Raw genomic sequence first — 13050 nt, forward strand, 5'->3', positions numbered from 1 at the left:
GGGCGGGTATCCCGGCTTTTTTCACCAAGACCGGTTACGGCACGCTGGTGGCTGAAGGCAAGGAAACCCGTGAGTTCGATGGCGAGTGGTACGTCATGGAGCGTTCGTTGCGCGCCGATGTAGCCTTGGTCAAGGCCTGGAAAGCCGACAAGTCCGGCAATCTGCTGTTCAACAAAACTGCACGTAACTTCAACCCGTTGGCAGCAATGGCGGCCAAGGTGTGTGTGGTGGAAGTGGAAGAAATCGTTGAAATCGGCGAGATCGAGCCTGATCAAGTTCATTTGCCCGGGATTTACGTGCAGCGGCTGGTGCTCAACGCCACTCCGGAAAAACGTATCGAACATCGCACTGTGCGGAGCGCCTGATCATGGCCTGGACTCGTGAAGAAATGGCGCAGCGCGCCTCCCAAGAACTGCAGGACGGCTTTTACGTCAATCTGGGTATCGGTTTGCCTACGCTGGTGGCCAACTATATTCCCGAGGGGATGGACGTATGGTTGCAAAGTGAGAACGGTCTGCTGGGCATAGGGCCGTTTCCCGCCGACGATGAAGTCGATGCCGACCTGATCAACGCGGGCAAGCAAACCATTACGACCTTGCCGGGCAGCAGCTTCTTCAACAGCGCTGATTCGTTCGCAATGATTCGCGGCGGCCATATCAATCTGTCGATTCTGGGGGCGATGCAAGTCTCCGAGAAAGGCGACCTGGCCAACTGGATGATCCCCGGGAAGATGGTCAAGGGCATGGGCGGTGCTATGGATCTGGTGGCCGGAGTCAAACGGGTGGTGGTGCTGATGGAGCACACAGCCAAGGGCGGCACCCATAAACTGCTCAAGCAGTGCGACTTGCCGTTGACTGGCGTGGGTGTGGTTGACCGGATCATTACCGATTTGGCCGTGCTGGATGTGACCGGGCAGGGGCTCAAGCTGGTCGAGCTGGCAGCGGGCGTCAGTCTTGAAGAGCTGAAAGCGGCCACCGGCTGCGAAATCAACGCTTGAATCTGTGGGTGCGGGCTTGCTCGCGATGCCCGCGCCGCGGTTTAACTGTCAAACCGCAGTGATGCCATCGCGAGCAAGCCCGCTCCCACAAAAGTTTGATGCCGCAAAACGCAAAAAGCCCCTCGCGGGGCTTTTTACTTAAGCGTGAATCAGCGTTCCAGGTCGGCGATCTTGCCTGGGGTGCCATCCCACTCGGCCGCGTCCGGCAGAGGGTCTTTGCGTTCAGTGATGTTGGGCCAGATTTCAGCCAGCTCGACATTCAACTGAATAAAATTCTCCATGCCAGCAGGCACTTCATCTTCAGAGAAGATCGCCTGTGCAGGGCATTCAGGCTCACAAAGCGCGCAGTCAATGCACTCATCCGGGTGAATCACCAGGAAGTTCGGGCCTTCGTAAAAGCAGTCCACCGGACAGACTTCTACGCAGTCGGTGTACTTGCACTTGATGCAGTTGTCGGTGACGACGAAGGTCATTTCTAATTCTCTCCTCAGGCGGCGGCAGCGAAGCCCTTCCAGAACGGGTTCGCCGGGTTCGGGAGTGATATCTACAGACCAGGCTAAAAGGTCAGTAGCATCCCGAACCGCGCGCGATTCTAGCAGCTTTTAAAGGCGTGTCTTTAATGTGTAGAGCAAATCAAGTGCTTTACGCGGCGTAATGTTGTCCAGATCCAGCCTGGAAAGGTCATCCAGTACCGGGTGAGGGAGGCTGGCAAACAGGTCGCTTTGCTGCGGTGCCGACTTTTTGCCAGGGGTCGCCGGGGGTACTTCGTGGGGCAGACTGGTGGTCTCCAGGCGGCTCAAATGCTCGCGGGCACGGGTGATGACATTGGCTGGAACACCCGCAAGCTGTGCCACTGCCAAGCCATAACTCTGGCTCGCAGGGCCAGGCAACACATGGTGCAGGAACACAATGCGTTCGTTGTGCTCGGTTGCGCTCAAGTGCACGTTGGCGACCAGCGGTTCGTTCTCGGGCAGTACCGTCAACTCGAAGTAATGGGTGGCGAACAAGGTGTAGGCCCGTAATTGGGCGAGACGTTCTGCCGCAGCCCACGCCAGCGACAAGCCGTCGAAGGTGCTGGTGCCGCGACCGACTTCATCCATCAGCACCAGGCTGCGGTCGGTGGCGTTGTGCAAGATGTTGGCGGTTTCGCTCATCTCGACCATAAAGGTCGAACGGCCGCCCGCCAGGTCATCGCTGGAGCCGATCCGGGTGAAGATACGGTCAACCAGCGACAGCTCGCAGCTGGCTGCCGGAACAAAACTGCCGATGTGGGCCAGCAGGACAATCAATGCGGTCTGGCGCATGTAGGTCGATTTACCGCCCATGTTCGGGCCGGTGATGACCAGCATGCGCGTGTTGTCATCCAGCGCCAGATCATTCGCCACAAATGGGGTGGTCAGTACTTGCTCGACCACCGGGTGACGACCCTGGCTGATGCGCATGCACGGCTCGTCCACAAAGCGCGGGCAGTTCAAGTCCAGGTTCAGTGCACGCTCGGCCAGGTTGCTCAGCACATCCAGCTCGGCCAGTGCGGCGGCGGTGTCTTGCAGCGGTGCAAGGTGGCTGATCATTTCTTCGAGCAGTGCTTCGTAGAGCATCTTCTCGCGGGCCAGGGCCCGACTTTTGGCCGACAGGGCCTTGTCTTCGAAGGCTTTGAGCTCCGGGGTGATAAAGCGTTCGGCGCCCTTGAGCGTTTGGCGGCGGATGTAATCAGCCGGTGCCTGCTCGGCCTGCTTGCTTGGCAACTCGATAAAGTAGCCGTGTACCCGGTTGTAACCGACCTTGAGGTTGGCCAGGCCGGTGCGGGCTTTTTCCCTGGCTTCCAGATCAATCAGAAACTGCCCGGCGTTTTCGCTCAGTGACTGCAGCTCATCGAGCTCGGCGTCGTAACCGGTTTTCAATACACCGCCATCGCGGATCACGGCTGGCGGATTGTCGTTGATTGCTTTTTCCAGCAGGGCTCCCAACTCGGGGTAGGTGCTGGTAGTCGTGGCCAGTTGTTGCAGATGCGGCGCTTCGAGTCCGATCATTGCATCTTGCAGTTCAGGCAATGCGTTCAAGGCATCGCGCAGGCGTGCCAGATCGCGGGGGCGAGCATTGCGCAGGCCGATACGGGCCAGAATACGCTCCAGATCGCCGATTTCCTTGAGCTGTGGCTGCAGCTTTTCGAAGCGATAGCCGTCCAGCAAGCAGGTGATCGATGACTGGCGAGCCAGCAGCACGTTGAGGTCGCGCAACGGACGGTTCAGCCAGCGGGTCAGCAAGCGGCTGCCCATCGAGGTCTGGCAGCGGTCGACCACCGACTGCAAGGTGTTGTCGCGTCCGCCCGCGAGGTTGGTGTCCAGCTCCAGATTGCGTCGGCTGGCGCCGTCCAGTACGACGGTGTCGTCCAGGCGCTCATGGCGCAGGCTGCGCAAGTGGGGCAGGGCCGTGCGCTGGGTTTCCTTGGCGTAGCTGAGCAGGCAACCTGCGGCGCCAATGGCCAGGGTCAGGTTTTCGCAGCCAAAGCCTTTAAGGTCTTGGGTCGAAAACTGCTGGCACAGACTTTTCAGGGCCGAGTCGCGTTCAAAATCCCACGGCGCGCGGCGACGAACCCCACGACGTTTTTCGGCCGGCAGGCCTTGTGGCCAGTCATCGGGAATCATCAGCTCGACCGGGTTGATGCGCTCAAGCTCTGCCAGCAGGTTTTCCCAGCCCTTGATCTCCAGTACCGAGAAGTTACCGCTGGTGATGTCCAGAACGGCGAGGCCAAACAAGCGCTCATCGCCGAGCACGGCGGCAATCAGGTTGTCGCGGCGCTCATCCATCAGTGCCTCATCACTGACCGTCCCCGGCGTGATGATACGCACGACCTGACGATCAACCGGCCCCTTGCTGGTGGCCGGGTCGCCGACCTGCTCACAAATCACCACCGACTCGCCAAGCTTGACCAGCTTGGCCAGATAGCCTTCAGCTGCATGGTAAGGAATCCCGCACATCGGGATCGCCTGACCTGCAGACTGACCACGTGCCGTGAGTGTGATATCCAGCAATTTGGCGGCTTTCTTCGCGTCTTCGTAGAAGATTTCGTAGAAATCGCCCATGCGATAGAACATCAGCTGATCAGGGTGCTGATTCTTCAGGCGCCAGTACTGCTGCATCATCGGCGTGTGGCTGGACAGGTCGGAAGTATTTTTACTCATCAGGGCTTAGGCGGATTCGTTCAGAAGTGGGGGAAAGGCAGGCCGTGGCCTGAGGTTTTCGCAATGGGCGCAAGGTTAACATGTCAGCCCCTTGCATCTACAGGTGCGCAAGGAGGGGCGCTTGCGCGTGGCTATAAATAGAAGAAATAGCATTTGCCATCAATAAACACGGCCAGCACTATTGCCGTCATGTCCAAACGAACTGTTTCAACCGTCCTTAAAGAGCTGCTTGCCCGGCACGGAATCAGCGCGATGGCGCTGCACCGTAGCACTGGGGTGCCGCAGCCCACGTTGTCACGTATTTTGAGCGGTAAAATTGTCGATCCTTCCGACAGACATATCTCCAAAATCGCCGAGTATTTCCACATCAGCACCGATCGTCTGCGTGGCCGGGATGACCCCTGTACGTTTGCCGCGTCAGAAGCCGGCTTGCATCACCCTGAGCTGCGCGATATTTGCCTGTGGGACGACGATACCCCGGTGGCGGACGATGAAGTGTCCATTCCGTTTTTGCGCCAGGTCGAACTGGCAGCGGGCTCCGGGCGTTTTGCCATTGAAGAGAGCGAGCGCGCCAGGCTGCGTTTCGGCAAACGCAGCCTGCGTCATAACGGTGTGGAATTCGATCAGGCCAAATGCGTGACCGTGCGCGGTGACAGCATGCTGCCCGTTCTGCGCGATGGCGCTACGGTCGGGGTCAATGCTGGCAAGCGTACGCTGGAGGAAGTCATTGATGGCGACCTCTATGCGGTCAATCACAATGGTCAGTTGCGGGTCAAACAACTGTATCGCCTGGCGGGAGGGCTCCGTTTGCGCAGCTTCAATCGCGATGAGTTCCCCGATGAGGATTACGCCTACAACGTTATGGAGGATGAGCAGTTGGTGATCCTCGGGCATGTATTCTGGTGGGGCATGTACGCACGCTAACCCTCGTATTTAAGAAGCAACCCACAAGTTAGTGGGTTTTTTTTCGTCATCAAAAAGACCATTCACGCCGTAATTGTTAGCTTTTTCCGGCTTGCTGAAATCATCCGGATAAATATATGCACTGGTGCATTGACTGTATATCCATACATGCATAGTCTTTGCTGCATGGCGGTCCACGATGTAACTCAAGCAGGGATGTGGCGTAACAGAGGGCGCCCGCTGTACAGCCCGAGCCAGAAATTGGCGCTTATCAATAAGGACACAGGAGTGATGACATGATTAATGAGCCGCAGGTTTTGCTGGAAATGCCGGTTTTACTGGTCATCCTTCTTGCCTTGGTGGGCGGTGTTTTTGGTGAGATGTGGCGGGCGGACAAGGACGGAGCAAGCGGATGGTTGCTGTTGCGGCGCCTGGCGCTGCGTTCGGGGGCATGCATGGTGTGCGGTGTGTCGACCTTCATGCTGCTGTACTCGGCAGGGATGTCGATTCTGGCGGCCGGTGCACTGGGGTGCCTGACCGCGCTGGCCGGTGCGGATGCGGCCATCAGCCTGTACCAGCGCTGGGCCGCCAGGCGGCTTGGGGTCGATGGTTCGGCTGGCGACTCGCGGATCGAGCCATAGCAGACGCTATTTTGGTGTAGGTTATGGCGCAGACGCGCCCATCAGGAGAGGACCGTGGACCGAATATCTCAACTTGCGACTGAACTTGGGCTGCTGTTACAGGCTCTTAATGCCCAGGTGACGACCGCCGAATCCTGCACCGGCGGCGGCATCGCTGAAGCCATCACCCGCATCGCTGGCAGCTCCGCCTGGTTTGAGGCGGGATTCGTCACCTACTCCAACCAGCAAAAAACCAGGCAACTGAATGTCCCCGAGCCTTTGTTCACTCAGGTGGGAGCGGTCAGTCGCGAGGTGGTTGAGGCGATGGTGCGTGGTGCGCAGGTGCAAAGCGGGGCTCGATTTGCCGTCGCCGTGAGTGGCGTTGCCGGCCCGGGTGGCGGTTCGCCAGAGAAGCCGGTCGGCACCGTCTGGCTGGCGTGGGGCGATGGTGATCAGGTGACGACCGAGCGCAGGCACTTCCCCGGTGACCGTGATGAGGTGCGCCAGCAAACGGTGATTGCCGCTCTGGAAGGCTTAATACGCCGAACGGTACGAGAAATAAAAAATGAGGGGTAGGCGATCGTTTAACCCTGTGGAATAATACTGGCTACTTATACAGTTATCGGCCGTCGGGCCTTATTGATTACGAGAGGACTTTAATGGACGACAACAAGAAGAAAGCCTTGGCTGCGGCCCTGGGTCAGATCGAACGTCAATTCGGCAAGGGTGCCGTGATGCTGATGGGCGACCAGGAGCGTCAGGCAGTTCCGGCGATCTCCACGGGCTCCCTGGGTCTGGATATCGCACTGGGCATTGGCGGCTTGCCAAAAGGCCGTATTGTTGAAATCTACGGTCCAGAGTCGTCGGGTAAAACCACGCTTACCCTGTCCGTGATTGCACAGGCGCAAAAAGCGGGTGCAACGTGCGCTTTCGTCGACGCAGAGCACGCCCTTGACCCTGAGTACGCTGCCAAACTGGGCGTAAACGTTGATGACCTGCTGGTTTCCCAGCCTGACACCGGCGAACAGGCACTGGAAATCACCGACATGCTGGTGCGTTCCAATGCGGTTGACGTGATCATCATCGACTCCGTTGCTGCACTGACGCCAAAAGCTGAAATCGAAGGCGACATGGGCGATACCCACGTTGGCCTGCAAGCCCGTCTGATGTCCCAGGCGCTGCGTAAAATCACCGGTAACATCAAGAACGCCAACTGCCTGGTTATCTTCATCAACCAGATCCGCATGAAAATCGGCGTGATGTTCGGCAGCCCGGAAACCACTACCGGTGGTAACGCGCTGAAGTTCTACGCTTCGGTACGCCTGGATATCCGTCGCACCGGCGCCGTGAAAGAAGGCGATGTGGTAGTAGGCAGCGAAACCCGCGTCAAAGTGGTCAAGAACAAGGTGGCACCGCCATTCCGTCAGGCCGAGTTCCAGATCCTGTACGGCAAGGGCATCTACCTGAACGGTGAGATGATTGACCTGGGCGTGTTGCATGGCTTCGTTGAAAAAGCCGGTGCCTGGTACAGCTACAACGGCAGCAAGATTGGTCAGGGCAAGGCCAACTCCGCCAAGTTCCTGGACGACAACCCTGATATCAAGGATGCGTTGGAGAAGCAGCTGCGTGAGAAGTTGCTGGGGCCAAAGACCGACGCTGAGCTGGCAGAAATGAAAGTCATGCCAAAACTGAGCAAGGCTGCCAAAGAAGCTGCAGCACTGGCTGAAGCTGAAGAAATGGAAAACGCTACCGACAGCGATAACTGATAGACATCATGATCGCCGTTCTGGATACCCCCGTCGCAGTGCGACGGACTGCAATGGACCTGCTCGCGCGACGCGAGCACGGTCGAGTCGAGCTGACGCGCAAGCTGCGTCAGCGCGGGGCTTGCCCCGACATGATTGACGCCGCCCTTGACCGTCTGACGGAAGAGGGGCTGTTGTCCGAGTCTCGTTATCTCGAGAGCTATATCAACTACCGTGCCGGTTCAGGTTATGGCCCTTTGCGAATTCGCGAAGAGCTTAGCCAGCGTGGCCTGGTGCGTGGGGATATCGAGGAGGCGTTGCGAGAGTGTGGTTTCAACTGGCAAGAGCAGCTGGAAGATACCTGGCGCCGCAAGTTTTCCGGTCAGTTGCCTGTCGATGCGAAGGAACGTGCCCGCCAAGGGCGCTTTTTAAGCTACCGAGGGTATCCGCTTGAAATGATCGGCCGCTTGTTGAGCGGCCGAGAGTTTGAAGACTGACAGCCGCTGTGGGAGCGAGCCTGCTCGCTCCCACAGGGTGTATTTTCAGTCCGCTACGGATGCGGGCTGTGAGGACGTAATCGAACGGTCAACTGTCTCCCAGTTTTGCGGCAGGTTGATAAAATCGACCAGTTCGCGCAACCGCCCCTGATTGCGCCCGCTAAATGCAAAGCCCAGGCAGGTAAGGTGGTTGAACTTGGGGTCTTCATGCTCAAAGCTGCAATATCCCTGTTGATGGAAACCATCACTCAAGCAAATATCGGCAAAGTCTTTCTGTATCGCCTTGAGCGCCAACGCGCTGAGAGGTCGCTTCATGCGGATGACAAAGGTCTTGTTCAACCATCGGCTTGAATGAAAGTTGTTGTAGAACTGGTTGATTTCAGCAAGCGCCTCTTCAGCGCTATGTACCAGGCGCATCAACTTCAAATCGTTGGGCAGAATGTACTGGTGGGCCTCCAGTTGGTTGTGAATGAAGTCCAGCGCCCCCTGCCAAAACGAACCGCCTGGCACATCCAGCAAAACTACCGGTACCAGCGGGGTCTTGCCGGTCTGCATCAGTGTCAGCACTTCCAGCACTTCATCCAGCGTGCCAAAGCCGCCCGGGCACATCACCAGAGCATCTGCTTCCTTGGTGAAAAACAGTTTGCGGGTAAAGAAAAAGTGAAACGCCAGCACATTGGGAGTGCCGTTGATGGTGGGGTTGGCCCGTTGCTCGAAGGGCAGGGTGATGTTGAAACCCAGGCTATGGGCCAGGCCTGCACCTTCATGGGCTGCGGCCATGATGCCCGCACCGCCGCCGGTAATGACCATGATGTCGGACTTGGCCAGCACGCTGCCCATTTCCCGGGCCAGCGCATAGAGCGGGTGTTCGATAGGGGTTCTGGCCGAGCCGAAGACCGTGACTTTGCGTCGCCCCTTGAACTGCTCCAGAGTTCGAAAGGTTTTTTCGAGCTCGCGGATGGCTTGAAGGGTGATTTTGGCATTCCAGCGATCAAGATCGTCGTGGGCCATGCGCAATACGGTCAGCAACATTTCTCGGTAAAGCGCCCGGTTCGGGCTATCGGGGGCGACCCGTTGCAGTTGCTCGTCGACTTCATGAGCAAGATCCAGCCCCTGTTCCTGGAAGTGCAGCGTCAGGGTGTCATTGGATTGATCAGGCATGTATTTCTCCTTCTACACAACATCCTTGAAGGCGGCGCAGGTGGGCAGCCGCAGAGACACAGAGTGTCAACCATGATGGTTCGATGATGGTCCCGGGATGTCTTGGCTGGCAATAGCTAATTGCCTGACCTACATGGAGTTTGGTGCGAGGAGGTCATGCGGGGGAACGTAGTGTCGAGGCCTGTGGCAGGCTCATGCGCCGTACCGGGAGGTACGGCGTGTCAGCGAGGTTACTTTTTGCGCTGGCAGTTTTCAGCCCGGAAATCCTGGATCAGGACCGGACTGTTGGTTTTGTATTCCTTGAAGCTGTAGCGCAGCGTCGCACCTTGAGCCATCAGGGTGCGGAAACCTGCGTTGCTGCAAACACTGCGACCCAGTTGCGGGACTGTTTCTTCAGGATTGGAGCGCATCTGGGCGGACAATGTAGGGCTGGCCTCCAGATTGTTGATCAAAACAGTGCCGTCTACCGTAAAGCCTTTGTCCAACAGGTCCGCATTGATAGCCCGTGGTTTGCCTTCATTGCTTTTCGCGGCAACCTTGAGCAGGGTTTTGTTCAACTCAAAATCCTTGAGAGAAGCCGCTTGGGCAGCCAGAGGCAGTGCAAGCATAAGAGCGACGGTCGGAATGATATGGCGCAGCATGAAACTCTCCTGATTTCAGTGACGCAGGCTTAGACCGGCCACATATCTGTGCGTTCAGTGGCGCAGGAGTATAGGTCAGCATGAGTTGGCAGGAAATGCCAAAGGTCATGGATTCGCGCCCTGTTACTGCGCCTCTGTTAAACTTGCCGCCTTTCTCTTGTGAATCCGTTGGTGTGCCAATTCTGGCAAATGGACGGTTGGCGCCTTTAAGTAAAAATCCATGACCCTGACGACCTTTCCCCCGAATTCTGTAGCCCGTTTACGAGACGAGCGCGAAGAGGAGAGCACCAAGCCTTACCTGGCGCGTGGCTCACGTGCCCCGCGTTGCCATACCTGTCGCGTGATTGAAAGCCACTGCCTGTGCAACTGGCGGCCAAAGGTCAGCACGCGCTCGGGTGTGTGTTTGGTCATGACTAAAAAGGAAGTGTTCAAACCCAGCAATACAGGTTGGTTGATTGCGGACGTAGTCAGCGACAACTTTGCCTTTATCTGGTCGCGAACCGAGACCGACGAAGCGCTGCTGGCATTGCTGTCCGATCCGCAGTGGCAGCCTTATCTGGTGTTTCCCGGTGAGTACGTCGCCCCTGAGCGGGTAACGCACACGGTGGACCTGGACAGCAGCAAGCGCCCGCTGTTTATCCTGCTGGATGCAACCTGGACCGAGGCCCGCAAGATCTTTCGTAAAAGCCCGTATTTCGATGCCTTGCCTATTTTGAGCCTGCTGCCTGAAAGGCTGTCGCGCTACCGGCTGCGGCGCTCCACACGAAGTGAGCATCTGTGTACCGCAGAAGTGGCCAGTTTATGCCTTGAGCTGGCCGGCGATACCGAGGCTTCAAGTGCGCTGGATGCCTATTTCGATGTGTTCAGCCAGCATTACCTGGACGCGAAAAACCAGCTGCCGATGAATGAATCCAGCGTCGCACACCAGGAACTGGGCGTTTTTGTAAAAGACCTTCCCCGGAATCGGGCTCAATAGACTAAAGAAGTAGCGCTACACTTTTCCGGCAGATGCAAGCGAGTGCCATTGTTCGTATTTGGATGATGGCGCCGTGATAGCTTCCTCTTGGACCCAGGCGTCAGGTTTTCAACTTGACCACCCCCGTTTCGCTGGGCATGCTTGGCGCCGATTCGGCTGCAGTAGCTGCTAAAACACTTATATTTGCCGACGTTTAGCGTAAATCGCGCCCTTTGACCCCTAGTCTTTGAGCTATTGCTCGAGTTGCCTTAGCGAGTGCTGGAATTCATCAGGGCTCGCCTGAAAAACAGGATCATTTAAAAAATGGCCACATACGAAATCCTGATTGCCGACGACCATCCGCTGTTTCGCAGTGCCTTGCACCAGGCTGTGAGCATTGGGCTGGGCTCTGATGTTCGCCTGGTTGAGGTTGCCAGTATTGCTGAGCTTGAAACACAGCTGGCAATCAAGGCCGATTGGGATCTGGTGCTGCTCGACTTGAACATGCCGGGCGCTTACGGTTTCTCCGGGCTGGTGTTGTTGCGTGGTCAATACCCGCAGATCCCGGTAGTGATGGTTTCAGCTCAGGAAGAAGCCTCGATCATGGTGCGGTCGCGGGAATTTGGCGCCAGTGGTTTTATCCCAAAATCCAGCTCGCTGGATGAGATTCAAAAAGCCGTGCGCGCGGTGCTGGATGGTGATGTGAGCTGGCCGCCCCAGGCGTTTGAAGAAGTTCAGGTGTCGGCTGAGGCCAAGGCCGCCAGCGAAGGCCTGGCCAGCTTGACTCCACAGCAGTTCCGGGTGCTGACCATGGTGTGTGAAGGTTTGTTGAACAAACAGATCGCCTATGAGCTGAGCGTTTCCGAAGCAACCATCAAGGCCCACGTGACCGCGATTTTCCGCAAGCTGGGAGTTCGCACACGAACCCAGGCCGCGCTACTCTTGCAGCAACTTGAATCAATTTAGAGCCATTAACCTGCGAGCCTTCACGCTTTTTTGACGAGGCGTGAACTAGCGTCCCTTTCTCATTTTTTTGCGCAGTTGCCTATCTATGTCGCCTTTCAAGGGTAAAACCGGATTTAAACGGATTTTGAATGCCAGCGGTTACTCGCTGGACGGTATGCGCGCAGCCTTTACAGGCGAGGCGGCTTTTCGCCAGTTAGTGCTGCTGAACGTGATATTGATCCCGCTGAGCTTCCTGCTGAATGTGAGCCGGGTAGAGCGGGCCTTGCTGATCGCGGTATGCCTGTTGGCATTGATTGTGGAATTGTTGAATTCGGCGATTGAGGCAGTGGTTGACCGTATCTCCCTCGACTTGCACCCATTGTCGAAAAATGCCAAGGACATGGGCAGCGCCGCCCAGTTTGTGGTGCTGACCATGATTGCCGTGGTATGGGCGGTCATTCTGCTTTAAGCGATGGTCGGTAATACGATCTCGTCGCTGCGCTGAACCCCTGCGGTGAAGGCGCGGCACAGTTCCAGAAACTCGCGCATGGCAGACGTCTGATACTTCTTTTTGTGCCAGATAAAGAAAAACTGTCGGGCCAGATCCAGGTCGGGTGTTTCCACGGCGACCAGGCTGCCGCGGCGAAAAGCGTCGCGCAACGCCAGGCGTGAGATGCATCCAATGCCCAGTCCCGACTCCACCGCCCGTTTGATCGCTTCAGTGTGCTCCAGCTCCAGGCGAATATTGAGCGCAGTTTGGTGATGGCGCATGGCCTGATCGAACGTCAGGCGGGTGCCGGAGCCCTGCTCGCGCAAAATCCACGCTTCACGGGTCAACTCTTCCAGTGTGGCGTGACCACGAATCGCCAGCGGATGCTGCGGAGCGCAGAAAACCACCAGTTCATCCTCTACCCAGCTCTGGACTTCGATGTCCGGATGAGCGCAATCGCCTTCGATCAGACCCAGGTCAATTTCGTAATGGGCGACTTGTTGCACGATATGGGCTGTATTTTGAACCACCAGCTTGACCTGACTTTCAGGGTGCGCCTGCATGAAGCTGCCTATCAGCAGGGTCGCCAGATAGTTGCCGATGGTCAGTGTGGCGCCCACGGTCAATGAGCCAAAGCCGGATTTGCCGTTGAGCAGGTCTTCGATTTCCTTGGCCTGATCCAGCAGGGCGACGGCCTGAGGCAGCAGTTGGCGGCCCAGAGCATTAAGGCTTAAACGCTTGCCCGCACGATCGAACAGCTGGCAGCTGGTTTGGCGCTCCAGCTCGGTAATCGAGGTACTGGCAGCAGATTGTGAAAGGGCCAACAAACCAGCAGCGCGAGACACGCTCTCTTGTTGGGCGACGGCAACGAACACCTGGAGTTGTCTGAGAGTAAATCGCATATCGATATAACC

At 57.2% G+C, this 13050-nt stretch carries 15 protein-coding genes; 10 read left to right on the top strand and 5 right to left on the bottom strand.

The annotated features are described in order from the left end of the window. Both AC19YQ_RS20855 and AC19YQ_RS20860 read left to right on the top strand, forming a co-directional pair. Positions 1–365, top strand: a 365-nt coding sequence (locus tag AC19YQ_RS20855; RefSeq protein ID WP_500595845.1) for a CoA transferase subunit A, incomplete at its 5' end; no start/stop codon positions are given. 2 nt (positions 366–367) lie between these two features. Next, positions 368–997: a CoA transferase subunit B gene (locus AC19YQ_RS20860; RefSeq protein ID WP_133075829.1), complete on the top strand. Its 630-nt coding sequence runs from the start codon at positions 368–370 to the stop codon at positions 995–997. Positions 998–1146: 149 nt separating this feature from the next. On the opposite strand, the gene fdxA is transcribed toward AC19YQ_RS20860, so the two are convergent. Further along, positions 1147–1470: a ferredoxin FdxA gene (gene fdxA / locus AC19YQ_RS20865; protein ID WP_133075828.1), complete on the bottom strand. Its 324-nt coding sequence runs from the start codon at positions 1468–1470 to the stop codon at positions 1147–1149. Positions 1471–1599: 129 nt separating this feature from the next. Next, the gene (gene mutS, locus AC19YQ_RS20870) at positions 1600–4179 is read right to left on the bottom strand and encodes a DNA mismatch repair protein MutS (protein WP_326425488.1); all 2580 of its coding nucleotides are present in this window, start codon (positions 4177–4179) and stop codon (positions 1600–1602) included. A gap of 189 nt (positions 4180–4368) precedes the next feature. On the opposite strand from mutS, the gene AC19YQ_RS20875 reads away from it, so the two are divergent. The 5 genes from AC19YQ_RS20875 (at position 4369) to recX (ending at position 7944) form a co-directional block, all read left to right on the top strand. Then, on the top strand, positions 4369–5103 hold the full coding sequence (locus AC19YQ_RS20875) for a LexA family transcriptional regulator (RefSeq protein WP_500595846.1): 735 nt from the start codon (positions 4369–4371) through the stop codon (positions 5101–5103). A gap of 275 nt (positions 5104–5378) precedes the next feature. Next, complete coding sequence (locus AC19YQ_RS20880; protein WP_133075825.1) at positions 5379–5723, top strand: phage holin family protein; 345 nt, start codon at positions 5379–5381, stop codon at positions 5721–5723. A 54-nt stretch (positions 5724–5777) separates the two neighbouring features. Then, complete coding sequence (locus tag AC19YQ_RS20885) at positions 5778–6278, top strand: CinA family protein (RefSeq protein WP_500595847.1); 501 nt, start codon at positions 5778–5780, stop codon at positions 6276–6278. A gap of 83 nt (positions 6279–6361) precedes the next feature. Next, a complete protein-coding gene (gene recA / locus AC19YQ_RS20890) occupies positions 6362–7468 on the top strand; it encodes a recombinase RecA (protein WP_133075823.1) in 1107 nt (368 codons plus the stop codon). A gap of 8 nt (positions 7469–7476) precedes the next feature. Then, positions 7477–7944, top strand: coding sequence for a recombination regulator RecX (recX, locus tag AC19YQ_RS20895; protein WP_219260777.1), 468 nt, complete (start codon positions 7477–7479; stop codon positions 7942–7944). A gap of 45 nt (positions 7945–7989) precedes the next feature. Here the strand turns inward: recX and AC19YQ_RS20900 are convergent, their stop codons facing one another. Together AC19YQ_RS20900 and AC19YQ_RS20905 are read right to left on the bottom strand one after the other, a co-directional pair. After that, entirely contained in the window at positions 7990–9105 is a 1116-nt protein-coding gene (locus AC19YQ_RS20900; RefSeq protein ID WP_339473721.1) for an LOG family protein, read from the bottom strand. A 230-nt stretch (positions 9106–9335) separates the two neighbouring features. After that, positions 9336–9746, bottom strand: coding sequence for a PA3611 family quorum-sensing-regulated virulence factor (locus tag AC19YQ_RS20905; protein ID WP_019827851.1), 411 nt, complete (start codon positions 9744–9746; stop codon positions 9336–9338). 220 nt (positions 9747–9966) lie between these two features. Between AC19YQ_RS20905 and AC19YQ_RS20910 the strand changes: the two genes are divergently transcribed. From AC19YQ_RS20910 to AC19YQ_RS20920, 3 genes are all read left to right on the top strand, one after another. Next, a complete protein-coding gene (locus tag AC19YQ_RS20910) occupies positions 9967–10722 on the top strand; it encodes a tRNA-uridine aminocarboxypropyltransferase (RefSeq protein WP_500595848.1) in 756 nt (251 codons plus the stop codon). Positions 10723–11025: 303 nt separating this feature from the next. Continuing rightward, positions 11026–11667, top strand: a complete 642-nt coding sequence (gene erdR / locus AC19YQ_RS20915) for a response regulator transcription factor ErdR (RefSeq protein ID WP_500595849.1) — start codon at positions 11026–11028, stop codon at positions 11665–11667. 85 nt (positions 11668–11752) lie between these two features. After that, entirely contained in the window at positions 11753–12115 is a 363-nt protein-coding gene (locus AC19YQ_RS20920) for a diacylglycerol kinase (protein WP_133075819.1), read from the top strand. Here AC19YQ_RS20920 and AC19YQ_RS20925 read toward each other — a convergent pair. Next, positions 12112–13038, bottom strand: a complete 927-nt coding sequence (locus tag AC19YQ_RS20925; RefSeq protein ID WP_500595850.1) for a LysR family transcriptional regulator — start codon at positions 13036–13038, stop codon at positions 12112–12114. The two genes, AC19YQ_RS20920 and AC19YQ_RS20925, sit on opposite strands and share 4 nt — an antisense overlap. Positions 13039–13050 lie beyond the last annotated feature (12 nt).

This window comes from Pseudomonas sp. MF06569 (genome assembly GCF_059862735.1).